Origin of the sequence: Campylobacter sp. RM15925, assembly GCF_012978775.1 — a bacterium.
Taxonomy (GTDB): Bacteria; Campylobacterota; Campylobacteria; order Campylobacterales; family Campylobacteraceae; genus Campylobacter_A; species Campylobacter_A canis.
Window position 1 is genome coordinate 128965 of the sequence record NZ_LIWP01000003.1, and the last position, 25054, is coordinate 154018.

22 protein-coding genes are annotated in these 25054 nt (G+C 37.9%); 2 read left to right on the forward strand and 20 right to left on the reverse strand.

The genetic code is table 11. The annotated features are described in order from the left end of the window. Window positions 1–18 precede the first annotated feature (18 nt). Window positions 19–981: an endolytic transglycosylase MltG gene (gene mltG / locus CDOM15925_RS02940; RefSeq protein ID WP_169940921.1), complete on the reverse strand. Its 963-nt coding sequence runs from the start codon at window positions 979–981 to the stop codon at window positions 19–21. Between mltG and CDOM15925_RS02945 the strand changes: the two genes are divergently transcribed. Continuing rightward, window positions 911–3457 (forward strand): YhdP family protein, encoded by a 2547-nt coding sequence (locus CDOM15925_RS02945; RefSeq protein WP_169940923.1) that lies wholly within the window; start codon window positions 911–913, stop codon window positions 3455–3457. The two genes, mltG and CDOM15925_RS02945, sit on opposite strands and share 71 nt — an antisense overlap. A 12-nt stretch (window positions 3458–3469) precedes the next feature. Beyond that, window positions 3470–4249 (forward strand): sulfite exporter TauE/SafE family protein, encoded by a 780-nt coding sequence (locus CDOM15925_RS02950; RefSeq protein WP_169940925.1) that lies wholly within the window; start codon window positions 3470–3472, stop codon window positions 4247–4249. Here the strand turns inward: CDOM15925_RS02950 and CDOM15925_RS02955 are convergent. The 19 genes from CDOM15925_RS02955 to fumC form a co-directional block, all read right to left on the reverse strand. After that, window positions 4244–6238, reverse strand: coding sequence for a transporter-like protein (locus CDOM15925_RS02955; RefSeq protein WP_169940927.1), 1995 nt, complete (start codon window positions 6236–6238; stop codon window positions 4244–4246). The two genes, CDOM15925_RS02950 and CDOM15925_RS02955, sit on opposite strands and share 6 nt — an antisense overlap. Window positions 6239–6269: 31 nt before the next feature. Next, window positions 6270–6611: a hydrogenase maturation nickel metallochaperone HypA gene (hypA, locus tag CDOM15925_RS02960; RefSeq protein ID WP_169940929.1), complete on the reverse strand. Its 342-nt coding sequence runs from the start codon at window positions 6609–6611 to the stop codon at window positions 6270–6272. Window positions 6612–6625: 14 nt separating this feature from the next. Beyond that, window positions 6626–7687: a hydrogenase expression/formation protein HypE gene (gene hypE, locus CDOM15925_RS02965; protein WP_169940931.1), complete on the reverse strand. Its 1062-nt coding sequence runs from the start codon at window positions 7685–7687 to the stop codon at window positions 6626–6628. A gap of 166 nt (window positions 7688–7853) precedes the next feature. Then, entirely contained in the window at window positions 7854–8945 is a 1092-nt protein-coding gene (gene hypD, locus CDOM15925_RS02970) for a hydrogenase formation protein HypD (protein ID WP_169940933.1), read from the reverse strand. Then, the gene (locus tag CDOM15925_RS02975) at window positions 8942–9229 is read right to left on the reverse strand and encodes a HypC/HybG/HupF family hydrogenase formation chaperone (RefSeq protein WP_169940935.1); all 288 of its coding nucleotides are present in this window, start codon (window positions 9227–9229) and stop codon (window positions 8942–8944) included. The genes hypD and CDOM15925_RS02975 overlap by 4 nt, the downstream gene beginning before the upstream one ends. Next, window positions 9229–10119: a hydrogenase nickel incorporation protein HypB gene (gene hypB, locus CDOM15925_RS02980; protein WP_169940937.1), complete on the reverse strand. Its 891-nt coding sequence runs from the start codon at window positions 10117–10119 to the stop codon at window positions 9229–9231. Before hypB ends, CDOM15925_RS02975 begins: the two co-directional genes overlap by 1 nt. Before the next feature lie 34 nt (window positions 10120–10153). Beyond that, a complete protein-coding gene (locus CDOM15925_RS02985) occupies window positions 10154–10696 on the reverse strand; it encodes a GDYXXLXY domain-containing protein (protein WP_169940939.1) in 543 nt (180 codons plus the stop codon). Beyond that, window positions 10693–11937, reverse strand: a complete 1245-nt coding sequence (locus CDOM15925_RS02990; RefSeq protein WP_169940941.1) for a DUF2157 domain-containing protein — start codon at window positions 11935–11937, stop codon at window positions 10693–10695. The genes CDOM15925_RS02985 and CDOM15925_RS02990 overlap by 4 nt, the downstream gene beginning before the upstream one ends. Next, complete coding sequence (nhaA, locus tag CDOM15925_RS02995) at window positions 11934–13124, reverse strand: Na+/H+ antiporter NhaA (protein WP_169940942.1); 1191 nt, start codon at window positions 13122–13124, stop codon at window positions 11934–11936. The genes CDOM15925_RS02990 and nhaA overlap by 4 nt, the downstream gene beginning before the upstream one ends. Before the next feature lie 138 nt (window positions 13125–13262). Continuing rightward, window positions 13263–13676 carry a nickel-responsive transcriptional regulator NikR gene (gene nikR, locus CDOM15925_RS03000; RefSeq protein ID WP_169940945.1) on the reverse strand — a complete coding sequence of 138 codons (414 nt, stop codon included), beginning with the start codon at window positions 13674–13676 and terminating at the stop codon, window positions 13263–13265. Window positions 13677–13729: 53 nt separating this feature from the next. Further along, a complete protein-coding gene (gene hypF, locus CDOM15925_RS03005; protein WP_169940947.1) occupies window positions 13730–15958 on the reverse strand; it encodes a carbamoyltransferase HypF in 2229 nt (742 codons plus the stop codon). Further along, window positions 15936–17489: a hypothetical protein gene (locus tag CDOM15925_RS03010; RefSeq protein WP_169940949.1), complete on the reverse strand. Its 1554-nt coding sequence runs from the start codon at window positions 17487–17489 to the stop codon at window positions 15936–15938. The genes hypF and CDOM15925_RS03010 overlap by 23 nt, the downstream gene beginning before the upstream one ends. Then, a complete protein-coding gene (locus CDOM15925_RS03015) occupies window positions 17489–18028 on the reverse strand; it encodes a HyaD/HybD family hydrogenase maturation endopeptidase (RefSeq protein WP_169940951.1) in 540 nt (179 codons plus the stop codon). The genes CDOM15925_RS03010 and CDOM15925_RS03015 overlap by 1 nt, the downstream gene beginning before the upstream one ends. 3 nt (window positions 18029–18031) lie before the next feature. Next, entirely contained in the window at window positions 18032–18715 is a 684-nt protein-coding gene (gene cybH, locus CDOM15925_RS03020) for a Ni/Fe-hydrogenase, b-type cytochrome subunit (protein WP_169940953.1), read from the reverse strand. Between the two features lie 9 nt (window positions 18716–18724). Next, window positions 18725–20443 carry a nickel-dependent hydrogenase large subunit gene (locus CDOM15925_RS03025; protein ID WP_169940955.1) on the reverse strand — a complete coding sequence of 573 codons (1719 nt, stop codon included), beginning with the start codon at window positions 20441–20443 and terminating at the stop codon, window positions 18725–18727. Between the two features lie 2 nt (window positions 20444–20445). After that, a complete protein-coding gene (locus CDOM15925_RS03030; RefSeq protein WP_169940957.1) occupies window positions 20446–21603 on the reverse strand; it encodes a hydrogenase small subunit in 1158 nt (385 codons plus the stop codon). Window positions 21604–21993: 390 nt separating this feature from the next. Beyond that, window positions 21994–22983, reverse strand: a complete 990-nt coding sequence (locus CDOM15925_RS03035) for a cation diffusion facilitator family transporter (protein WP_169940959.1) — start codon at window positions 22981–22983, stop codon at window positions 21994–21996. Between the two features lie 169 nt (window positions 22984–23152). Continuing rightward, window positions 23153–23482, reverse strand: coding sequence for a hypothetical protein (locus CDOM15925_RS03040; RefSeq protein WP_169940961.1), 330 nt, complete (start codon window positions 23480–23482; stop codon window positions 23153–23155). Between the two features lie 101 nt (window positions 23483–23583). Continuing rightward, entirely contained in the window at window positions 23584–24981 is a 1398-nt protein-coding gene (fumC, locus tag CDOM15925_RS03045) for a class II fumarate hydratase (RefSeq protein WP_169940963.1), read from the reverse strand. Window positions 24982–25054: the final 73 nt, after the last annotated feature.

Consider the following 25054-nt stretch of genomic DNA (forward strand, 5'->3'; position numbering starts at 1 on the left):
GTAAATTTCGGCATAAATTCACTTTTGGGATTTTATATGCTCGTTATGTTCGGCATAAGTTTTGCTAAATTTATGTTTCATCGTCTTTTTGTCGCGCACGAAGTATAGATACTCCGAATTTTCAGGATTTATCGCGGCTTTTATCGCAGTAGTTGAAACCGTGCAAATTGGGCTTGGTGGAAGCCCCTCGTGCAAATAAGTGTTAAATTTGCTCTTATCCTCTCTGATACGCTTTGGGGTTACTGTTTCGTGTGAAAAAAGCCCGTAGTTTAAAGTTCCGTCCATCTGTAGCTTCATGCCTTTTTTAAGGCGGTTTTGGATAACCGAGCTTACAAGAGGCATTTCGCTCTCATCGGCTGCTTCTTTTTGGATAACTGAAGCGGTGATTAAAATTTCTTGCCATTTTTGCTCGTCATATGCGCCTAAAAGCTTTTTGGAGAGATTTTCATGAGACGCCTTAGACTCTCTTAAAAGATACTCGATAAGCTGATTTTCATTTATGCCGATAGGAATTTTATAAGTTTCAGGTACCAAAAACCCGTCGGCAAGAGGAGCTGATGAGCTATAAATCTCATTTAAAATTCGCTCGTTTAAATTTAGCTTTACGGCAAGATCTTTTAAAAATATAGCCGTAGTTTCGCCCGGTATCAAAGTAATCTCGCTCATAGCGGCTTTTGCGGTGGTTAGCTTGTGTAAAAAATCAAATTTGGCAAGCTTGCCCTCTCCTACGTCTATCCAGCCTGATTGCGGATGTCCTATGTAGGCTAAGATATGCTTATCCAGCGCTGTTACGTTAAAATTTTTAGACTTTAGATATGTTATAATTTCGCCTACACTGCCTTTTGGCAAAAAAATAACCTCGCTTGTTGCAACGGGTCTTGCAAGATAGAGAAGAAAACTTAGGGAAAAAATGAATATTATCTCGCATATTATGAAAAAAATTTGGCATATTTTAGCCTTCATCATCATATTTTTAACCATCCTTATAGCTACGTTAAAGCATGGAATTAACGTAGAAAAAATTGATCTTGGCGAATTTAAAGCCGAACAATTATATATAAAACTTGATAAAAAACTAATTCTAAGAGCTAGAAATATAGAAATTCCAAAGACCAGCAAAGAAGATAGCTCAAACGATAGCTTGCTTAGAGTAACGGATAATATAGGCTGGATAGACATGCTCTTTAAAGAGGTATTGCTTGAGAGGATTAAACTCGATAACAACGAATTTACAATCCTATTTTTTGAAAACGCATTTCACATCGACACGGCTTATCTAACGCTTGATACGACATTTACTCCTCAGCCAAACGGACTTAATATCGATGTTTATTGGCTTGCTTTTAAAGACTTTAATGTAAATCTAACAGGCAATGCAAACGCGGATATAAAAAACAATATTTATGATTTTAACGGTACATTTTCAAGCCACGAGCTAAACGGCAAAGCAAACATAAAACTTGAAGATGAGATGCTAAACTACACCATAAGCGACATAAACGCAAGCAGCCTAAAGGGCTTCATGGACGAGCTTGGCGCAAAGCTTGAGCTTAACAAAGACGTGAAAAATTGGATATACGGATATGTGACTGCGGATAATTACTTCGTGCAGGATTTAAGCGGTAAATTTGACCTAAAAACCGAGAATTTTTACTTAAAAGAGCTTAAAGCAAACGGTGTTTCTAAAAACGTAAAAGCCAAATTTGACTCCAAACTCCCGCCTGCTACGGTAGAAGAAGTAAAGGTTGAGCTTAAAAACGAAACTCTGAAATTTAGCCTTAAAAATCCAAAATGGCAGGGTAAAAATTTAAACGGCACAAGCCTTGAAATTTATAAAATTTTTGATGAAAAGGGTGCGGGACTACTACTTGATCTAAAGGCAAGTGCAGCATTTGATAAGCAGGTAAATTCCATCCTAAAAGCGTATCATATAGATATACCTATCGAGCAAAAAAGCGGTAAGGCAGAGGGAAGACTTAAGCTTGATCTGAATTTTGATAAGCTTGATATGAAGATAGATGGCAAATTTAACGCCAAAGATAGTGTCATAGATATCGCAGGAGCGAAATTTAACGTAAAAAACGCCGACATAAATATATCAAACGATAAGGTTTTAGTAAATGCCGCCGATAGCGGAATCGACTTTTTTAACGCGGATATAAAAGTAGATGTGGATATAGCTAAGCAAAATGCCGATATAAGCGGCAATGTAAAGAAATTTGATCTAAATATAGATGGTAACGAAATAGCCAAATTCGGCAATTTGCCGTTAAGTGCCAAGCTTGATTTTAGCAAAAAAGATGTCACTCTTGATATAGAAAATCCTAAAGTAAATTTGGTGTTTGGTAATGAAAACAAGATAACCATAAACAACCTAAAAGATGTCATCAACCACTCCCCCCTGCTTAAAGATATAGGCATAAAGGACGGAAATTTCACACTTGTTACAAAGGATTTTGAAAATATAGATTTGAGTTTAAAAGATGCTAAATTTAGTCTGCCTTTAGTTGAAAAAGACGGGAGCGACTATGACAGCGATAGCTTTGATATCAAAATTTCAAAGAATATAATATCGGGCAAGAGCGATACGGACCGGCTTAAATTCAGAGTAAAAGACGGCAAGACTTTTGTGGATATCAAGGATTTGGATTTTGAGCTTAAGAGCGATGATGGCAATCAAAGCAAGGATATCAATATCGAATTTAGCGGTATAAAATCATCAATTATGATATATGATATAAATAGAACGATGGATTTTTTAAGCTATAACGGAAGCGTGGATAAAGATAGCCTGAAGCTTGAAGCAAAGCCTTCCAGCGGCACTTTAAGCCTCAGTAAAACGGCTGATAAATTCGATATGTCAGCAAATGATATTAGCGGAGAATTTGTAAATTCTCTAATAGGCAAAAACAGCTTTGAAAAAGGAAATTTCAAGCTTAGAATTTTAGGAACAAGCACGGATGACTTTAAAGGTGAAGTAAGATTGCACGGTGCAAATTTAAGCGACTATACATTTTACAACAGGCTTTTAACCTTCTTAAATTCGGTTCCGTCGCTGATTATCTTTAAGACACCGGACTTTACGGAAAAGGGCTTTCCTATCAAATTCGGCAAAATTTTATTCCAGAAAAAAGGAAATTTGATAGAGTTCGTAGCGATTGATCTGGAAAGCTCAAGTGCTGATATAGCAGGTCGCGGCACTATAGACTTAGCTACTAAAAATATCGATATAGACTTGGAATTAAAGCTTTTAAAAGACGCAAGCTCCATAATCGGCTCAATCCCTATCGTAAATCAAATCATCTTAGGCAAGGATAGAAGCATATCTACGGTCATAAAGGTTCGAGGAACGCTTGATGATCCAAAATATTCCACTCAAGTGCTTGCAGATACGCTTATGTCGCCGTTTAATATCATCAAAAACGTGCTTGAGGCTCCGTTTTTAATATTTGAATAATCAAGGCAAAAGATGGGTTTAGAGATCGTTACGATTAGCCTTGCCGCGCTTTTATCCGCTCTACTTACGCTATTTTCCGGCTTTGGACTTGGCACGCTTCTTATGCCAATTATGGCGATATTTTTTCCTGTTGATGTGGCTATTGCGATCACTGCGACGGTGCATTTTGCAAACAATATCTTTAAAGGCACGCTCTTTGCAGGAGAATTTAATAAAAATATTTTAATCAAATTTGGAATTCCTGCAATGATTTTTGCTTTTATAGGAGCTTTTTGTCTTAATCTTTTAAGCTCGGCGCATACTCTTTTTAGCTATGAAATTTTTGGCAAACAGATAGAGGTTGAAAGTATAAAATTTATCATAGGCACGCTCATACTGCTCTTTGTGATAGTTGAAATTTCGCCTAAATTTAAACAGATGAAATTTGAGCCTAAATTTCTGCCGTTAGGCGGAGCTTTAAGCGGATTTTTTGGCGGACTCTCAGGACACCAAGGCGCTTTTAGAAGTATGTTTTTGATAAAGTGTGGCATGAGCAAGAGTGAATTTATAGCGACAGGCGTTTTTATAGCCATTATGGTTGATATATCTCGCCTTATCGTTTATGGGCTAAATTTCCATACTCAAGCCATAAATGCAAATTTGTCTCTAGTTCTTACCGCTACACTTTGTGCTTTTATGGGCTCTTTTGCAGGTGCCAAGCTTATCAAAAAAGTAACCATAGAAAAGATAAAATTTCTGATATCTTTACTTCTTGTGATAATATCTACTTTGATGATGAGTGGAGTTTTATAGTTTCTTACGATCCTTAAACGGCAAAATAAGCCTGTGAGGTTGCTTTAAAATTTCTAAAAACAGCTTCTTTGCAAAGCTAAAAAAGTTGCCTATATATGTATCTCTTGAGACAAGGGAGACTTTTAAAGCGATTACGAAGCTAACGACTAGATTAACAAGTCCTATTGATAAAACACAGCATAGATAATATAAAAACTCATAAGTAGAAATTCCTAAATGCGTAGATGAGTATCCCAAGTACGCGCTTGAAAATGCCACGTGAGCGATATCTAAAGGCAGATTGATCAAATACCCGACAAACGGCGTAATGCCAAGAAGTATGCCAAAGATAAAATTTCCCATAATAGCTCCGTGGTGGTCGTGTAAATAGTAAGAAATTTTCTCTCTGGTGTTTTCTTTGAACAACTTCTTAAATAAAGGATGATGAAAATACCTCTGCTTTAGCTGCAAACAATCGGCTCTATTATCAAAATATCCTGCGATAAGCCCCGAGCAAAACAGCCAAATTCCCGCTATGCCGGCGTATAAAAGCGGCGCCAGAGGCTCTAAATTCTTAAGATAATATCCCGCTTCATCGTTACTTAAAATCACACCGCCTCTGTTTATCACAAAGTAACTTATAGCAAAAGAGATCAAAAGAGCTAAAGTGACATTACCCATCACCGAGGCAAACTGAGATCTTGCAACCTTAAATATAAGCTCTATAAGCCTATTTTGATTTGCTTTGTTATCATCATCTCTTTCAACCTCTTGCGCAAAGGTTGATGCCGTCATAGCAGGCTGCTTGGTTGCTACGGTAAATCCGATAAGATGGATAAAGACAAATCCCAAGCCGTAATTTAAGCTTGAAAGAATAGTTTGTGTCCCTATCGAAAAATCAGCTTGCACGATCTTGATCTTCAAAAGCGCCATAAAAGCTATGATGATACCTGCGCCTGCGGAGGTTAAAAACATCTTTATATACTCTTTTATGCTGTCAGCGATATAGTGTTCTCCGTGCTCGCCTATGTTGTTTGTGATGCTTTTAGCGATGATACGACTGCTTTGTTTATAAGCCTCGGTGAGAGAATTTTTAGTAGCGTTTTTCCTAACGGCCTCTTTAAAAAGTCGCACAAGAGCAAGGTGGGCCTCTTTAGTATCAAATTTTTTAATAAGCTCTATCGCATCTCTTATCCTTGTTAATATCTGATTTAAGCGCTCCAGCTTATAAGCTCCGTGAAGCGATATACCAAGGCTTACCGATTTTTTCTTAAGATCAGCTATCTGTCTTTCGCATTGATTAAAAAGCACTTCTAAATGCTTGATATCAAGCGTCGTAGAGTCTATATCAAGGCGGTCTTTTTGATTTTTATGAACAAATTTGCTTATATCTCTTTGAAGCGCTATAAACGCAGAATCTCTATTTAAAAGAGTTTTATCAAGCCTTACGAAGCTATCGTCAAATTCTTGCGCGGCTATCCATACGGACATCATCTCCGTGGCATACAAAAGCTCGTGGAAAAAGTGAATTTTAACCTGATGTATGTGAATGGAATTTGAAAACAGAGCCGCAAAAAACCTTTCCCAAATTTCATCATCTATCTTTTGCACCCAGATATAATCGTCTTTTTTGTTGAACAAAGTGGCAAACACATGCCTAAGTTCGCCGTTATCAGGAGGACTTGGCAGGAATTTATTATAAAAGCGCTCCTTTATCTCATAAGCAAATCCGTTTTTAGACAAGATCCCAAAACTGCTTATATTTGTAGAAATTTTCAGCTTTATAAAAAACAAATTTATATCGTTGCTGATATCAACGCTCTCTTTGCTTTTATTATTAAAAAATTCGACAAGCATATCAATAGCGATCAAGCACTCCTGTGTCTCATCGCTATTTTTCGGTCTTATAAAATCAACCATAGTGCTTAATCTGCTTATGATATCTGTGTCATTTTTTGTTATTGTCTTTAAAAGATTGCTAAATTTATCCCTGATTTCTTGTCTTATCAAATATCGCCCTTTAATTTTATATCACACCAAGCTATCTCATCTCAAGTCGCATGAGATACATCTCTTCGCCGTCAATTACCTTTAAATTTTGTCCTTGGCAATTTGGGCAGGTAAAGTCGTTTTCGCTAAGCTCACCGCTAAATTCGCACTCGGCACACTCTACAACGACATTTTGAAGGTTTATTATAAGCTCGGCGTTTGCGCAAATAGTTTCGTTTTTATAGACATCAAAGGCGCTTTCAAGATAGTGCGGCTCCACTCCGCTTAAGCGCCCTACTTTTATCTCGATTTTAGTGATCTCTTTTGCGCCTTGCTTAGCTGCATTTTGCTCACAAAGAGATACTAGGCTTTGAACTATACTTAACTCATGCATCTTAAATCCTAAATTTAGCAGATTCTAGGTAGTAGCTCGCCTTTAGGAGCTTCTAAAAATCTCTTTGAGCCGTAAGCGTTTTGAAGTATCACTCGTCCTTTATCGGAGCTTAAAATTTCTCCTATCGAGTTTGCGTTTGCATCAAATTTGCGTAAAATTTCAAGCGCTTTTTGCTCATCTTCTTCATCAACAGCAAGCACAAAGGTTCCTTCGTTTGCAAGCTCGTAAGGCTCAAATCCAAACAGCTCGCACACACCCGCTACTTCATCGCTTACTTTTATGTTTTCTTCTTTTATAAATATATCAAGCCCGCTATCTTTCGCCCATTCGTTTAATGCAGCACAAATCCCTCCTCTAGTAGCGTCTCTCATACACAAAGGCCTAATTCCTGCCTCAAAAAGCGCTTCAACAACACCCGCTAGGCTCTTACAATCACTCTTAAGCTCGCCCTCAAGACTAAGCTCTTCTCTGCTTGCAAGTATCACCGCTCCGTGTTTGCCTATATCACCTGAAAGCAAAATTTTTGCTCCGGCTCTTAAATTTTTAAGCTCGCAAGGCTGCGCTATCATCTCGCCGATTCCTGAAGTGTTTATAAAAATTTTATCGCATTTACCGCGCGGAACTACTTTTGTATCGCCGCATACTACATTTGCGCCGCTTTGCTTTGCGGTGATAGCAAGAGAGGTTAAAATTTGCTCAAGCTCGCTTAAGCTAAGCCCCTCTTCTATGATAAGCGAGCAGCTAAGATATTTCGCTCTTGCACCAACCATAGCAAGGTCGTTTATCGTCCCGCAAGCTGCTATCTTACCGATATCTCCGCCGTTAAAAAATATCGGAGTAACGACAAAACTATCGGTGCTAAATGCTATCTTTTTACTAGCTTTTTTATCATCAGCCCCGCTTAATTCTTTTGGCTCTTTTAAAAAATTCTCGCTTGTAAAGCCTAGCGGATCCAAAATCGCACTATCGTTGCTTGAGCTTAAAATTTCATTATCAAAAATTTTAAAAATCAGATCGTTTATAAGAGAATTCATCTCCTCGCCGCCACCTCCGTGGCTTAGCATTATCTTATCCATTTTTATATCCTAAGTTTAATATCACACGCAAATCTTTTCGCTTGATAAATTAATTTGCAAATCAATCTAAATGCAAATTTATGATATACATCAGATATTGCGGTCTGCGTGTATTTCAGCCTAAATTCTATAAATTTAACGCAAAAGCTTTTAAATCGCAGGCTTTTTAAGCCGTTATGCCGCCGTATTTATAATACGCTGCACAAGCTCCTTCGCTTGAAACCATACACGACCCTACCGGGCTTTTTGGAGTGCAAGCCTTGCCAAAAATTTTACACTCAAACGGCTTAGCTCGCCCGCGCAAAATTTCAGGGCATATACAGGCTTTGCTCTCTTTTTTGCTCTCAACAAAGCAGTCAAATTTAACCCTTGCATCAAGATAGCTAAACTCTTCTCTTAGCTTCATACCGCTATTTGCGATATTGCCAAGCCCTCTCCACTCAAAATCGCAAGGCTCAAAATAGCGATTTATAAGCTCTTTTGCCTTTAAATTTCCATCTTTACTTACTACGCGAGCGTATTCGTTGTAAATTTCATGCGTGCTTTTATTTTGCTGACGAACCAAATTTAGTATGCTATCCATGATATCAAGCGGCTCAAATCCGCTAACGGCAATGGGCTTTTTATACACGCTTGCTATTTCTTCGTAAATCCCCCAGCCCGTGATAACGCTTACATGACTTGGTCCTAAAAACGCGTCAATTCTTACGTCTTTATCTTCAAGTATGGCTTTAACAGGCGCAGGAACTGTAATGTGGTTGATATGAAAAAATAGGTTTTTGATACCGAGCTCAACTGTTTTTTGAACCAAATTTGCACTCATAGGTGTAGTGGTTTCAAATCCGATAGCAAAAAATATCACGTTTTTATCAGGGTTTTGCGTAGCTATTTTAATGCAATCAAGCGGAGAATAAAGCGCTCTTATATCGCTTCCTTCGCTGCGAAGCTTTTGTAGGCTGGTATTAGAGCCTGGCACTCTAAGCATGTCGGCAAGCGTGCAAAGTATCACGTCAGAGCGCGATGCAAGCTTTATGGCTTCATCTATGCGACTTTTTGGCATGACGCAAACAGGACAGCCCGGACCGTGGATGAAATTTATATGCTCGCCCACAAGCTGAGAAAGCCCGAATTTCATGATACTATGAGTGTGTCCTCCGCAAATTTCCATTATATTTAGCGGCTCAACGCTCTCTTTTTTAATCAAATTCGAAAGCGCTAAGATGAGATTTTTATCTCTAAATTCATTTATAAGGTTCAAATTTTATCTCGCATATCGCTTAGTCCCATATCGCCCTCTTCCTCGTCTATCTCGCCTGAAGCCATATCGGCTGCTATCCGGCGGTAAATTTCAAGGCTTTCTAGCGCGTATTTGGTGTCGATTTTTTCCATTGCGTATCCAACATGGATAAGCACATATTCGCCAGCTTCCACGGGCTCACCGATAAGATCAAGGCTAACGCGTCTTTGCACGCCTAAGGTCTCAACCAAAGCGACATTATTTTCATCTACTTCAAGCACTTTTGAAGGGATAGACAGGCACATTATCTAAGCTCCTTTTTAAGCTCAAGATACTTAAGCCACTTCTCTACACCCTCGCCAGTTTTTGAGTCAAGCTCGATGATATCGACCTTTGGATTTAGCTTTCTGGCTTCTGTTATCACTTTTTTAACGTCAAAGTCAAAGTGTGGTAAAAGCGAAGTTTTGGTTATTATCACAAGATCCGCCGAGCGAAACATAACGGGATATTTTGACACCTTATCGCTTCCTTCAGGAACCGAAAGAAGCACGACGTTAAAGTGCGATCCTACGTCATAGCTTGCCGGACAGACCAAATTTCCAACGTTTTCTACAAAAACCAGATCAAGATCGTTTAACGGCAAGTGATGAAGCCCCTCATGCACCATAAAGGCATCCAAGTGACAGGATTGTCCGGTGGTTATCTGATGAGCTTTTGCTCCTGCAGCTATGATACGGTCAGCATCTTGGTTGGTTTCAAGATCGCCTTCGACTACGCCTATCTTAAATTTACCGCTTTTTATGGTCGATTCAAGCAAAGTAGTCTTGCCGGCTCCAGGACTGCTCATCAAATTTACGCACAAAATTCCGTGCTCGTCAAGATGAGCTCTGTTATGCGCGGCTTCTTTATCGTTTTGAGATAAAATTTTCGTAATTACCTCGACTGTTTTACTGTCGTTTAGCGCAGGATGGGCATGCTCGTGACGATGTTCATGACTTGATCCGTGTCCGTGTTCGCCTTCATGATCGTGAGAATGCGCATGAGTAGTGCCGTCTGAATGAGTATGCATATGCTCGTGGTTTGAGCCATGACCGTGATCTTTAGCGTGATCATGCGAGTGAGAATGACTCGTACCGTCAGCGTTAGTATGGGCATGGGTGTGTCCGCTAAGCGAACATCCGCAATCTTTACACATTTTATTTCCTTTTTTTAATTTTATTATATTCTAGTTATAAATTCGGTGCAGAATTTCTCTCGTTCGCGCCGTCATTTAAATCAAGCTCTATGCTTGGCTTTAAAACTATATCCTTAACTCTTGCTTTGCCGTTATCCATCACGCTTATAATCGCAAATGCGCCGTTTTGAGTGATATCTCTTTCCATATCAAGAGCTTTTTTAACAGGCAAGAAAAACGCCTCAACCCCAAAGATAGCCGAATTTCTATAAGATGGTATCCTGCCTGCTAAAAATACTCCGCTTTCAGGCTTTTTAAAGCTGTGTTTTTCAAATTTATAAATGCCGTCTTTATCTTCTTTTAAGATAGCAAAAATTTTATTTCCTTTTAAATTTTCGCTTTGTAAATCATCTTGAAGTCTTGAAAAGTCGTAATTTAAACTTACGTAATTTCCACGCAATAAATCTCTTGGATCATATAAGCTAACATCTACTTTAATCTCTTTTCCAAAATAAATCGGAGCGTAAGCATAGCCAAGCATGCCAAAAAGAGTTAAAATTTGAAAAATTATGGCTAAAAAAATAAGATTAAATTTCATTTTGCCCTCTTTTTTCTTGAAACAACAAGCACGGTAACCGCAAAGGCTAAAAATAACAAACTAGCGCCTATGTAATCGCCTATCAGATCAATATATCTAACGATAGCCACTGCAAAAATAGCAAATAGTCCAAGCTTGAGGTAATCTTGTTTAATAAGAACCACACCAGCCAATACGCTTAAAAACGAATAAATCGCATCGGTATACTCAAACGCATATCCGATAACAAGCGGCAAGATAAGCATCACTGCGCAAAGTCCTGCCGTATAAAATCGCCTAAATATAAGAGATAAAGCAAGCGCACCGCAGACAAAAGCAAGATACATAGCGCCGTAAAAACCCTTGTAGAATATAAAGACATCATTTATTTGAGGTTCATAACCGTAATACCTAATGCTTTCTGTAGTCATAGCAAAAAGCAGCGTTAATAGTCCTATCGATATGGAGGCTTTTCTTAAATACTCTGCCGTTAAAAAGCGATTAAAATGCTCCAAAGCAAAAGAAATTCCTAAACAAAGAAGCAGATAGCCAAGAGATAGCAAGATGAGGTTATTACTAGTTATCAGCCAAAATTCACTTCCTCCGTAATAGTTGGTGATATCTGAAACTAAGTAGATAAAAATCCCTACAAAAAGCGCTGAAGTAAGCAGTCTTGACTCTTCTTTTAAAAGTGAAAATATAGATAAAGCAAAAAATATAACTATGCCGTGCGATAGCGTTTTAAGCTCAAGCTCTAAAACAAACCAAATTAGCGCGATGATAAGTGCTTGAGCCGTTATTATCGATTTTTCAGAAGAAAGTGCGATCGCAAATGCGCCGATAGCCCAAAGAAGAATGCCATTTGGCATATGCTCTCCAAGATGATAAATTTGAGCTATAAGCGCAATAGCCGCACCATAACAAAAATTTCCCAAGAAAAAAAGAGCCGTGCTTTGAGATTCATTGCCTTTTTTAAGCATATAAAGCGCGCCTAAATTTACAAAAGCCGTAACACTTACTACTATAGCAAGCCTAGCTATACGCGGTATCTCTTCCCAATTAGCACCCACGAGAGTTATGAGAGAAAGCGCAAAGAACAGATACGCCACAAGCTTTAAAACAAGGCTGTTTTTATCGCTTATGTTTTGCAAATCAATTCCATAGCTTTGAGCTATGCGCTGTGCGGTTAAACGATCTACAAGTCCGCTTTCTTGCCACTTTACAAGTTCGTTGGCAAGGAAATTTTTATTTAGTATATTCATATCTTCTTTTCTTTTACCGTTTTTCTATTTCGTCCCGCAAAATAAAGTATGATATATCCAACAAGCCCCGAAATAAAAGAAGCTATAAGGATAGCAAGCTTATCGGCGTAAGCAAATTCGTAAGTATCGTTATACGAAAGCGAATTTATAAACAAACTCATCGTAAAGCCGATGCCCGTAAGCACGCTAAGTCCATAAAACTGAAGCACGGTTGAATACTTAGGCAATCTTGCAAATCCAAGCTTGATAGCTATCATACAAAATCCAAAAACGCCAAGCTGCTTACCGACAAAAAGACCCAAAATAACGCCCATTGAAGCTGGATGAAGAAGTTGCTCTACGCCTATTCCTTTAAGAGAAATCCCGGCATTTACAAAGGCAAAAACCGGCAAAACAAAAAACGCTATGTAGCCGTGCAGGTTGTGCTCGATATCTTTTAGCATAGATTTGCCGTTGGTATCGGGCTTAATCGGTATAAAAAATGCAGCGATAACTCCAGCAAGCGTAGCATGAACGCCTGATTTAAGAACACTGACCCAAAGTATAATGCCCAAAATAAGATATACGGCTTGTCTATTTACTTTAAAGAAATTCAGAGCAAAAAGCCCAAGGATAGCCACTGCAGAAACAGCAAAAGAAACTATGGAAAGATCGCCGCTGTAAAAAATAGCAATTATCAAAATGGCGCAAACGTCATCGATAATCGCAAGCGTAACTAAGAAAATTTTAAGGCTTGCAGGCACTCTAGTGCCTAAAATCATAATAATACCAAGCGCAAATGCGACATCCGTGGCCGTTGGTATCGCCCAACCCTTAACTGCAAAAGCGTCATTGTGATTTAGTGAATAAAATATAAGCGCAGGCACGATGATACCGCCTATGGCTCCTACTACGGGCAAGATAACCTGAGATATATTTCTTAGCTCACCTTCTACTATTTCGCGCTTAAGCTCAAGCCCCAAAAGAAAGAAAAATATCGACATAAGACCGTCGTTTACCCAGAGTATAAGAGGCTTTTTAAGCTCAAATTCGCCAAATGAAAATCCCATATTTATACGCAAAAAAGAGTTATAAAAATCGCTTAAAAATCCATTTTGAAATATAATAGCAAGGACTGCCGCAAACATCAATAATACGCCAGAACTTGCTTCGTGATTTACAAATTTTCGAAAAGAAAAACTACTCAATATTTAGCCTTTAAAAGTAATAAATTTTCAATAAATATTCGATTTTATCATTAAGTTACTAAATATGAAATAAAATAAAAATATCAAAATAGGAGTTTAAACAGGCGAATTTTGTAGCTTGATTCGCCTGTTTTTAAATTAGGATTGAGGAACGGCAGCTTTGGTCAGCTTTGCGAATTTAACCCCCTTAAGACCTGCTATCTTTTCGCAAAATTTCTCTATGCAAGCCGCTTTGCCACGCAATACTAGCGTTTCAAGGCAGTTGTGATGATCTATGTGAACATGAGTCGTACAGGTGATATGAATTTCTGCATCATGCTCTATATTCATCATTTTCACTACAAGGTCGTTTTGATGATGAGTGTATATCAGAGTAAGAACTCCTATAAGCTCTTCATCTGCGTTTTTCCAACTGTCGCTAATGATCTTTTCTCTTATCAAATCTCGAGTAAATTCACTTCTGGACGCATAGCCTTGCGAGCTTACTTTTTTGTCAAGTTCATCTAGCAGTTGTTTCGGTAAAGAAACGCTGAATCTTATAATTTCATCCATAGTAACTCCTTTAAGTGAATTTATATTAATATTATATGATATAAATCTTATATTTATATTAATGCAAACGTCAATTGTCCGATAGATACGGAAGAATCGTTAGTAGGCAAGTTCTTATTGTAATAATAATTTATGTTATTATCTTTAAAAATATTAATTATTTTTTTTAAGAAAACTCTATTTTGAAAGACCCCTCCTGAAAGTAGAACATCATATCTTTTTGACATGGCTATTTTAGCAATCACTCCACAAAGTCCGTTTATAAAGCCTGTAGCGGCTATAACTTTATCATCTTTTAAGGCTTGCGCGAAAGCGTGTTTAAATTCTATCTTGTTTTGCACTATTTCAAATTTGTAGCTTACATCTAAATTTTCACCATAAAGTGCTTCTAGCTCCATTCCGGCTTCACCTTCGTAACTTATAGTATCAAGTCCCAGTATAATGCTACCAAACGCGTCAAATATCCTTCCTAGCGAACTTGTGGCAACAGAGTTTATTTTCTTATCATGCATTGTTTTTAAATTTTTTAACTCACGTGGGTCAAATTTGCTTAAAAATTTATCGGCAGTTTCCTCCAAGTGATATTTTAATATTATCGAGTAAGCTATCTTATATATGTTTTTAATACTACTCTCTCCGCCAAGCAATAAAAACTCATCAAAATGAAAAATCCTATCATATTGTTTGCCATTGATGAGTAAAATCTCCCCACCCCATATCGTATCGTTACTTCCATACCCGGTCCCGTCAAAGCAAAAACCAAGATATTTTTTATCCGCATCAAGACTATGCTCAAAGATAACCGATAGCAAATGAGCATAATGGTGCTGAATTTGAGTTATTTTCGCTGTGTTTTTAGTGGCATACTCTTTCGCCCATTTTAAATTTAAAAAATGAGGATGCAAGTCGGCTATTATCTCGTCAAATTTAAGCTCATAAACCTGAGCAAAAAGCTCAATTAAAGAGCAAAACCTCTCATAAGTCGCTATATTTTTAAGATCTCCTATATAAGGGCTTATCATCACTTCGTCATCTTTGTATATAGCAAACTGGTTTTTTAACTCCGCTCCCACTGCTAAAATAGTGCGTTTATCTTTAAAATTAGTATGTAAAAATTTAGGATTTACCCCCCTGCTGGTTCGCAAAAAAACAGGCTCATCGCCTATAACAAATACTATGCTATCATCGCTTGGAGAGCAAATTTCGCGGTCATTATCAAGATAGTAATCAATCACGTCGCTCATTTTTTCAAGCAAGCTGGCTTCATTGTAAATTATAGGCTCGCCTGAAATATTTGCGGAAGTCGCTACAATATCGTTTTTTAGGTATTCAAATAGCAAAAGATGAACGCCCGTGTATGGTAAAAATATACCTATTTTATTAAGATTTGGTGCTATTTGAGTTGATAAATTTGACTCAAATTTTCTTTCAAGAACTACTATGGGCTTTAAATTTGAAGTTAAAATTTGCTCTTCGGCAGGGCTTATAGATACGTGTTTTTTAGCATTTTGCAAATTTTTACACATGATAGCAAAAGGCTTTTTAGGACGGTGTTTTCTAGCTCTTAGCTCATTTACGGCTTCTTCGTTTGTAGCGTCACACACCAGATGAAAGCCACCAAGCCCTTTAACGGCTAAAATTTTACCTTCATTTATAAGCTCTGCGGCGGTTTTTACACTCTCATTTCCTGTTGTTACGATTTTTCCAAATTTATCTTTTAGACTTAGGCTTGGACCGCAGTTTGGGCAAGATATCGGCTGAGCGTGATATCTTCTGTTGGTTGGGTCTTTGTATTCGCTCCCGCAAAATTCACACATCTTAAACTTATCCATAGTCGTATTTATGCGGTCGTATGGAAGTGATTTGATAATGGAAAATCTAGGACCACAATTGGTGCAGTTTATAAAAGGATAGTGATAGCGCGGATTTGTGACATCATAAAATTCTCGCTCGCAATCGCTGCAAAGTGCAAAGTCAGGCAAGATAGGTGCGTGCTTTTTAGCCGATTTTGAAGGAATTATCTTAAACTCATGGAATTTAACATCGCTAAGTTCAAATTTTAAAATCTCATCAATTCTAGCTAGGCTTGGAAGCTCATCTATCAATGCTTTATCAAATTTGGCTAACGCCTCATCTTCGCCATAAAGAGTTAATTTAACTCCTTCGTCATCATTATATACTTCGCCGAAAAGAGCGAATTTAAGAGCTAAATTATAGACAAAAGGACGAAATCCGACCCCTTGAACAAGACCTGAAATTTCATACTTTACGCATCTCTTCAAGCGAAAGTCCTTTGCTAAATTTTGCGCTAACGCCTACTCTTAAGTGCTTTGTCATCAAATTTGAAAGAGCCTTACATTCAAACAAAGATCCTTGCAGCAAGATATGCTTAAAGTCAAAATCCTCTCTTAAGACATCGCAAAAATCGGCTATAAAATGCGCAAACGACTCAAGATAGCCAAAGCTTAAAATCTTATCATCAACGCCCGCTAGGCGAAAGCTCATGCCACTTCTTACAAATTTAACGATGTCAAAGCCGGTTTTTGAAGCCATTTTAAAATCAAGCCTTGGTCCCTTAGGTCCGTTAAAATCCATCGCGTTTTGAAGCAGTTTAATGCCCGCTTTTTTAAAATCGTCATCAAAGCCAAAAATTTTGCCGACTATACAAAATAGTGAAAAAAAGCTATTTGTGGCATTTATATCTCCGCTTGCAAGAGGAAAATTTGCGCTAAAATTTGACACAAGCCTATCTCCGCCCTCCTCTTTTGATATCATTTCAAAAATCTCTTCAAAGCTGCTTGGAATTTGTAAATTTAGCACTTCAAAATCGTTATTTTTAGTATAAATTTTAAACTCGTCATCTTCAAATTTGCTTAAAAAAACCCTAAGTTTATTTTCATCTTTCATGCCTAATTCATCTGCACTTAGATAGAAGTTGGCTAAATTTTTATCCTTTGAAGCCTCTATGAAGTCTCCAAAGCCATTTTTGTAATAAATTTGAGCATTTGAAAATATGTATTCGTTTTCTAAAACTGTAGCTTTAAAAAGCTCTTTATCGCATTTAAGCGCGACGAAATTTACACCCTCTTCAAAAAGTCTTTCGCAAATCGCGTAGATAAATATGTCCCTAGGAGCTTTCACATCAAAAAAATGCGGTGCATTTGAGTGGTTTTGCCTGTAAAGAGTGCTTGTCTTAAGCTCTACCACAGGCTTTTCGTAACTCGCAAGAGCGATTTGCGAATTTTGATCGGATATAAAAATTTTTGGCAAATTTTTAAGCTTGGTAGGCATTAGGATATCAAAATTACCGTTTAACTCAGCAAAGTTTAAAATTTCAAAATTTCCCTCCAAATCTTTAAATTTTAAACCTTCTCCTTTTTTAAAATTTAAAATCGCAAAATCCAAAAGCTCTTTAAAATTTTCTTTTGTAACCGCTTCAAAAATATCATCTTTAAACAGCTTAACATCACTAAAAATTTCGTTTTCACAAGCTAAAATTTTGCCTTCATGAAAATCTCGTATCATCTTTGGAGTGATGTTTGAAAGAGTGTTTTTAAACTCTTTTTGCTCGCCTTTTAATTCATCGTCTACAAAAACACGAGAATTTGATAAAAATATAAAGTGCGGTATAAGAGTTGAAATTTCATCAGAAAATTTTAAAAGCTCTTCTTGCTCGCCTTCTAAATAAAGCCTTGTATATAAACCTTCTTGCTCTATGCCGTAAGAAAATCCACTTTTTTTAGCATAAAAATTTAGAAAAAACGCCAAATTTTCATTTGAGTTTGCATACTCAAATTCATAAACTAGTATCATCAGATGCCTTTGTTTTTGTATTCGTTTGCGAGGTCTATTATATTTAAATTTGAGATTTTTTCATAGCTAAACCCAAGCTCTTCAAGGTGCTTTAGCAGTGTTTTTTCCATTACTTTAGCACTAGCTTGAATTTCACCTGAGAGTTCAAAGCTCATAGGCTCTATGCGCTTTGGAACTACGCCTAAAATTTTAGTCTTTGGCATGTCTCCGGCTAGATCCATAAGCTGAAGAGTCTGAAGCATCTCAACCTCATGCGCCGAGCCGTCCCAAGAAATTTTGTTTGGCATCGCTTCGTAGTCGAAAAAATATACATCGCCTATGCTTGATTCATCAGCGCTTATGCAATCAACCACTATAAGATAGTCAAATTCTGCGATAATCGGAGTTAAAGCTATCGCCAAGGTACCACCGTCAACAAATTCTAAAGAGTTGGTTTCGTGAGTAAATTTGTAGTTTCTTTTTATCATTTCGGTAAAATGAACTCCGACACCTTCGTCGGAGAACATTACATTACCGATGCCAAGTACGAGCACCTTCATATATCAGTGCTCTTCTTTGACGAATTTATATCCGCTTACAACGGCATCCATAGCGCCGTTTTTACCTTTAACCGCGTTAAATACGGCCATATAAATATGAACCGGAACAAATATCATTATGATCCACATCGCTACGCGGTGAATCGTTCTAACATTTGCAAGTCCGCCCATAAGCTCTTCAAAATATCTCATCGGCTCATAAAATAGCCCGCCAAGCCCTTCGTGATAAACATGCACATAAAGCACCATGCCTGTTAGGCAGATCACAAAAAGCACAAGATAAAAGAACAAATATGACGCAAACTGAAGCGGGTTATACACGCCTCTTAGATGCGGATGCGGTCCTAAAAATATGTAGTATTTGATCTGCGCTATCCAAACTTTTGGACTAAAGAAATCATAAATACTTGCAAGCTCTTTTCTACTAAGCTTATCAAAGAAAAAAAGATAAAGCTTAAATATCGTAACCGCAATGAGTATAAATCCCGCTACTTGATGAGCCGCGCGCCATTTTGCATTTAAAAATATCGTAGGCTCGTTAGTAACCTCAGGAGCTATAAACACATAAGATATATAAAACCCGCTTACGACTAGAAATGCAATCGCTACAAATCTAATCCAGTGCGTAAGCCTAAGACCTATCGAAAATTCGTATTCGCTGATGCGATCGGGTTTATGATGTGACATAAATCCTCCTTACAAATTTGGATTTATTTTGTATTCGCTAATCTTATTTCCCTTAGTATCCATAACGTGAACCGCACAAGCGATACATGGATCGTAAGAGTGAATTTTACGAATAATTTCAAGCGGCTGAGTTAAGTCGGCTATCTTTAGTCCGATTATACACTCCTCGTATGATCCGCGAATGCCGTTTGCATCCTTTGGAGAAGCATTCCAAGTCGAAGGAACTACCGCTTGCCAGTTTGTTATAACGCCGTCTTTAATTCTGCACCAGTGAGATAAAGCGCCTCTTGGAGCATTGCCCGCAAAGTAGCCTTTATACTCTTTTTTATTGTCTATTACGTATTTAGCGCAAGTTTCTTGATCCGTTTTTAAATTTTCAATCAAGTTATTAAATGCGGTTAAACCGTGATCGGCAACTACTTTCGCCTCAAGCATACGAGTAGCCGTTCTTCCTAGTGTTGAGAATATAGCGTTTATCGGAAGTCCTGTCTCTTGCAAGAATTTATCCACGATAGGCACTACTCTTTTGTTTCCTCTTGCATAGTTAACTACGATGCTTGCGATAGGACCTACCTGCATAGGCTTGCCCTCATATCTTGGAGCCTTTATCCAGCTATATTTACCCTTAGCGTCAAATACTTTAGTATCAACCATCTTACCGTGTCCGTCAAGAGTCTTCATATCAACCAGTCCCGTATAGTTCGGATCTGTTTTGCCATCATACGGATGAAGCGGTTTATCATCCTTATACCAAGCGCGAGTAGCCTCTTCGGTTATTTTCATATCATCTACTTCATAAACCTTGCTTAAATCACCGTTTAGAACTATACCACTTTGGAATAGATTATCATTTCTGCCGACTAAAAATTCATCATAAGATAAGAAATTCGCCACTCCCACGTCATTTAGTACGCTTGGCTCGTTTCCGTAAGCTTTAGCTGCCATTAAGATATCAGGATAGTAAGCGCGATTTACAAAATCAACCGTCTCTTTAAATTTGGTTAGATATTCACCAAGTCTTGACGGACTTAAAAGATCCATAACGCAGGTTACGCCACCTACTGTTAAACTTTGTGGATGCGGGTTTTTAGAACCAAATATAGCCATCATTTGAGCTATGGTTCTTTGCATGCTTAAGCATTCTAAATAGTGTGAAAGCACTATCAAATTTTGCTCAGGAGTGAAGCGATATGTACTATGCCCCCAGTAAGCGTTTGCAAACGGTCCTAAATTTCCTTTTTTGGCAAATGCCGCGACCTTTTCTTTAACCTCTTTTAGTTTATCGGCTCCCGTAGCATACGGAGTTTCGCAGTATTTAAACGCCTCTTCGCTTGCTTTTCTCGGATCTGCTTCAAGCGCGGAGACGATATCGACCCAGTCAAGTCCGTGGAGTTGGTAAAAATGCACAACGTGGTCGTGAAGATAAAGAGCTGCGTTCATAAGTGTTCTAGTAAGCTCTGCATTAAGCGGAGGAACTATACCAAGAGCTTTTTCAACGGCAACAATGCCCGCTCTATAGTGAGAATATGTGCAAACTCCGCAAATTCTTTGTGTAAAAAATCCCGCATCTCTAGGATCGCGCCCCTTTACTACCTGCTCTATTCCTCTCCATAAGGTAGAGCCCGAATAAGCCTCTTTAACTACGTTATTTTCATCTACGACAACCTCTACACGAAGGTGTCCTTCAATCCTCGTTACAGGATCTATTACTATTCTTTGTTCGCTCATTGTTACGCCTTTTTCTCATCTTTATCTTTTGCAAAAGTAGCGATAGCTGCGTGCGCTGCCATACCAATACCTGCAAGAGCCAAAACTCCTATACCGATCTTATCGCTTACGTTATCGGCGCCAAGTCCTAAAACGGTATTGTAAAGTCTATCGCCCATAGGCTCTTCAAACGGTCCCATCGTATCCCAGAAATCAGGCTCACTACAACCTATGCAGCCGTGACCCGCTTGAACCGGCCAACTTGTGTGCTGATTAAATCTCTCGCGTGAGCAGTTGTTAAACGTATATGGACCCTTGCAGCCGACCTTATATAAGCAGTATCCGTCTTTTGCGCCTTCATCGCCAAATCTTTGAACAAACTCGCCAGCATCAAAGCGTCCGCGTCTTTCACAAAGATCGTGAATTCTAAGCCCATAAGCCCATTTTGGACGATTAAACACGTCAAGCGAAGGAATAGTCCCAAATAAAATATAATGAAGCACGTTTCCAACGATATTTTTCTCACTTGGAGGACAGCCAGGGACGTTTATAACGGGTTTGCTTGTAGCCTTACTTAAAGCTTGAGAATTTGAAGGATTTGGCTTAGCAGCTTGAACTCCGCCAAAGCTAGAACAGGTTCCGATAGCAAAGATCGCCGCGGCGTTTTCACTAGCGTGTTTTGCATGATAATATCCCGTATAGCCAAGAGGTCCTACGGTAAGATATCCCTCAGTAGCTCCCATAGGGATACCACCTTCTACTAAAAGAATATACTTTCCTTTATACTTTTCTATGGCATGCTCCAAATTCTCCTCAGCCTGCCAGCCTGAAGCAGCCATGATAGTCTCGTGATATTCAAGTGAGATATAGTCAAATATCAAACTATCAATCGTAGGAGTATCTGTTCTTAGTAAGCTTTCAGAACAGCCCGTACATTCAGCCATATGAAGCCAAATCACAGGCAAGCGATCGCTTAACTCCGCAGCCTTTGCGACGATAGGCGTCATAGATGCAGGAAGCGCCATAAAAGCAGTCATTACACCCGCCCACTTCATAAAATCACGACGAGTAAAGCCTTTTGCCCTTAAAGCCTCGGTGATAGAGCTATCATTCTTTACTCTTGGCATCTTAGCCAAAAGATTAAGACGTTCGTTTATCCTAGCTAGGACATCCTCTCTCATACTCTCTCCTTTTAAGTTAGATATTTAGTAAATCTGCCATATTTGCATATATTAAATTATGGTTTGTAAAAGCTTAAATTTTGATTAACAGTTATAAATTTGGTGATTACAGAGCGTAAGTATTACCTAAAATATAAAAATAATATTACATATGCAATCTCATAATATTACTACTATTTTTCTTATTTAACATTTATTAAAAAAATTAAATAAAAAATTTAATAAATATTTTATATTATATTCAGAATAGGCTTTATTTTGAGTTTTTATAAGATATTTAAAAACATATTTTGCAAGCCGATTTTATCAATAACGTATTAACACAGTAATAAAATAGTAATTTTTCTAAAATAAAAAAGATAATTTAAATTTTACAAATTAAGATAATTTTTATCCGAAAATTTTAGAGCCATTGGTATTTTTGAGTTTTTTCCAGACGGTATCGCTATATTCGGGCTGAAACGTCGAGTGTCCTATGTTGAATTCGTATAAGAGTTCGCAAGAAAGCTCATTTGATATCTGACCGAATTTAAGAGCGTCGTCGCTACTTATAACGATATGAGAGGTTAAAACATACATATTGTGCGTGATTTCAACTATATGGATATCATGAGCTTGAAGCACTTTTTCATGGCTTTCAATCAAATTTTTAACCTCGTCAATCTTAACAGGCGAGGTTTCAAGCAAGATATTTAAGCTGGCTTTTATAAGAGAATAAGACCACTTTGCTATCATAAAAGCTATAACCAAAGCAAGCAGGCTATCTATCCAGTAAGCGCCCGTAAAATAAACGATAATACCTCCTATAACTACGCCTACGGAGCTTAGCAGATCGCTCATCATATGCAAAAAGGATGATTTTATGTTTATATTTTCCATATCGGCTTTTAGTAAAATATAGCCCGTTATAGCATTTACCAAAAGCCCAAGAACGGCTATGACTATGAGCGTTTTAGCATCTATGGGCTCGGGTCTAATTAGCTTATAAATCGCCTCATATAAGATAAACACGACAAAAATCGCAGTCGTAATAGAATTCACAAAAGCGGCTAAAATTTCAGCCCTATGGAAGCCAAACGTCCTTTCTTTGGCTCCTTCTTGCTCACTAAGCCAGATGGCAAAATAGCTCAAAGATAGCGCAAACACATGAGAAAACATATGCAAGGTATCGCTTAGAAGCGCTAAAGAATTTGTAAGTATGGAGTATATGAACTGCACCGCCATAGCAACAGCGGTAATTATAATACCTAGCTTCAATGCTTTTTTATTTGTCGTTTTATGAGAGTGATTATGGGAGTGACCGTGAGAGTGATCACCATGACTAAATGAGTGTCTTTCTATGGGTTCATGGTGCATATAGTCTTTATAAGAGCAATTCATTATCAAATTCTCCTAAATTTTAGGTTATTTTACAAGCCCATATTTTAATTTTAGCTTTTGTTTGAAGTTATCATGGATTTAGCAGGCAAATACAATGAATAAGAGAGATAATTAATAAAATTTAGATTAAAATTTAAACTGATCTCAAGAATCCTGTATCTTTTTAAATTTAGCCTAAATTTTGCTGCATAATCTTTAAAATTTGAGAGTTTATCTGTAAAATTTTACCGTTTATAGTAGCGCTTTGGACGCTTAAGCTCTTTAGAATCTCTTTTACATAGGGATTTTCGTTTTTACTGAGCTCTTTTATTTTGGCGTTTATCTCTTCAAGCTGCTTTTGAAGCTCTTTTAAGATCTCTTTTAGCTTTTTAATCATCTCGTCGCTACTCTCGTTTGAAGAGGTTAAAATTTCACTTGAAAGCTGTTTTGACTTATTCAAATTCTGATGTCCCTTAGGAGCGTAGAAGTTAAATCCGCTTAAATTTAAATTTATATTCATATCAAGTCCTTAATCTAGCAAATAAATCGGAAATTTAAGGCGAAATTTTAGAGGTTTTTAAATTTTACCTCGCCAAAGCATTAAGCGAGGTAAAATTAAGTCTATTTTTTAGGATAAGTCATCTCTTCTGGACGAACGTATTTGTCAAACTCTTCAGCCGTTAAAATTCCTAAATTTACAGCCTCTTCTTTTAGCGTGGTGCCGTTTTGATGAGCGGTTTTAGCTATTTTAGCCGCATTTTCATATCCTATATAAGGATTTAGCGCAGTTACTAGCATAAGCGAGCCGTGCAAATAGCCGTCTATCACTTTTAAATTCGGTTCAATCCCCACAGCACAGTGATCGTTAAAGCTTATCATCGCATCGCTTAAAAGCCTGATTGATTGAAGCAAGTTATAAGTAAGCACCGGCTTAAACACGTTTAGCTCGAAATTTCCTTGAGAGGCGCTAAGAGTTACCGCAAAGTGATTTGCCATAACTTGAACCGATACCATCGTCATCGCTTCGCACTGCGTAGGATTTACTTTGCCCGGCATTATGGAGCTTCCGGGCTCGTTTTCAGGGATAAAAATTTCGCCTATACCGCATCTTGGACCGCTTGCAAGCCATCTTATGTCGTTTGCGATTTTCATCAAATTTGCAGCTAGTCCGTCAAGCGCACCGCTTAAAAACACCTCGCCGTCATGGCTTGTAAGCCCGTGAAATTTATTCGGATGAGAGATAAATTTAAACTCGCTTTTGGTTAGATTATTTAACTCTTCGCTTACTAAATTTGAAAACTCAGGATGCGAATTTAGTCCCGTTCCTACGGCGGTTCCGCCGATAGCAAGCTCGCAAAGATATTTCATCGAGTCATTTACTTGAAGCTGCGCTTTTCTTAGCATCTCGACATATCCGCTAAGCTCTTGTCCAAGTGTTAGCGGAGTAGCGTCTTGAAGGTGCGTGCGCCCTATTTTGACTATATCTTTAAATTTCTCGCTCTTACTCTCTAAAGTCTTTTTAAGCTTGCTAATAGCTGGCAAAAGCTGCTTTTGAAGCTCTATCACAAAGGCTATTCTCATCGCGGTCGGATACGTGTCGTTTGAGCTTTGACCCTTGTTTACGTCATCGTTTGGATGAACGAGTTTTTTTACTCTAAAGTCCTCGCCTAAAATTTCAGTGGCTCTGTTTGCGATAACTTCATTTAGGTTCATGTTTGACTGCGTGCCTGAACCCGTCTGCCAGACTACAAGAGGGAAATTTCCGCACAGTTTGCCGTCTATAATCTCATCGCAGGCTTGTGATATGGCTTTAGTTTTTGCCTCATCAATCCTGTTTAGCTTGTGATTGACTACGGCACAAGCTTTTTTAAGGTATGCAAAGCCTTTGATGACCTCTCTTGGCATCTTCTCTTCGCCTATTTTAAAATTCTCAAAACTTCTTTCGGTTTGAGCGCCCCAATACTTATCGTTTGGCACCTGAATTTCGCCCATAGTGTCTTTTTCTATGCGGTAATCCATGTCTTTCCTTTTAAAAAAATTAATTTTAGTAATTATATATGATATTTTATAAATTTAATCCAAATCATAAAAT

Excerpts from the sequence above, each read along its gene's own strand:
- CDOM15925_RS02945 (WP_169940923.1), top strand. The coding sequence starts at position 911 with ATGAATATTATCTCGCATATTATGAAAAAAATTTGGCATATTTTAGCC.
- CDOM15925_RS03010 (WP_169940949.1), bottom strand. The coding sequence starts at position 17,489 with ATGATACTAGTTTATGAATTTGAGTATGCAAACTCAAATGAAAATTTG.
- fumC (WP_169940963.1), bottom strand. The coding sequence starts at position 24,981 with ATGGATTACCGCATAGAAAAAGACACTATGGGCGAAATTCAGGTGCCA.
- CDOM15925_RS03035 (WP_169940959.1), bottom strand. The coding sequence starts at position 22,983 with ATGAATTGCTCTTATAAAGACTATATGCACCATGAACCCATAGAAAGA.
- CDOM15925_RS03030 (WP_169940957.1), bottom strand. The coding sequence starts at position 21,603 with ATGAGAGAGGATGTCCTAGCTAGGATAAACGAACGTCTTAATCTTTTG.
- CDOM15925_RS03040 (WP_169940961.1), bottom strand. The coding sequence starts at position 23,482 with ATGAATATAAATTTAAATTTAAGCGGATTTAACTTCTACGCTCCTAAG.
- hypB (WP_169940937.1), bottom strand. The coding sequence starts at position 10,119 with ATGTGTAAAGATTGCGGATGTTCGCTTAGCGGACACACCCATGCCCAT.
- CDOM15925_RS02990 (WP_169940941.1), bottom strand. The coding sequence starts at position 11,937 with ATGAATATACTAAATAAAAATTTCCTTGCCAACGAACTTGTAAAGTGG.
- CDOM15925_RS02985 (WP_169940939.1), bottom strand. The coding sequence starts at position 10,696 with ATGAAATTTAATCTTATTTTTTTAGCCATAATTTTTCAAATTTTAACT.
- CDOM15925_RS03015 (WP_169940951.1), bottom strand. The coding sequence starts at position 18,028 with ATGAAGGTGCTCGTACTTGGCATCGGTAATGTAATGTTCTCCGACGAA.
- nikR (WP_169940945.1), bottom strand. The coding sequence starts at position 13,676 with ATGGATGAAATTATAAGATTCAGCGTTTCTTTACCGAAACAACTGCTA.
- CDOM15925_RS02975 (WP_169940935.1), bottom strand. The coding sequence starts at position 9,229 with ATGTGCCTGTCTATCCCTTCAAAAGTGCTTGAAGTAGATGAAAATAAT.
- hypE (WP_169940931.1), bottom strand. The coding sequence starts at position 7,687 with ATGGATAAGATAATGCTAAGCCACGGAGGTGGCGGCGAGGAGATGAAT.
- hypA (WP_169940929.1), bottom strand. The coding sequence starts at position 6,611 with ATGCATGAGTTAAGTATAGTTCAAAGCCTAGTATCTCTTTGTGAGCAA.
- cybH (WP_169940953.1), bottom strand. The coding sequence starts at position 18,715 with ATGTCACATCATAAACCCGATCGCATCAGCGAATACGAATTTTCGATA.
- CDOM15925_RS03025 (WP_169940955.1), bottom strand. The coding sequence starts at position 20,443 with ATGAGCGAACAAAGAATAGTAATAGATCCTGTAACGAGGATTGAAGGA.
- CDOM15925_RS02950 (WP_169940925.1), top strand. The coding sequence starts at position 3,470 with ATGGGTTTAGAGATCGTTACGATTAGCCTTGCCGCGCTTTTATCCGCT.
- mltG (WP_169940921.1), bottom strand. The coding sequence starts at position 981 with ATGGTTAAAAATATGATGATGAAGGCTAAAATATGCCAAATTTTTTTC.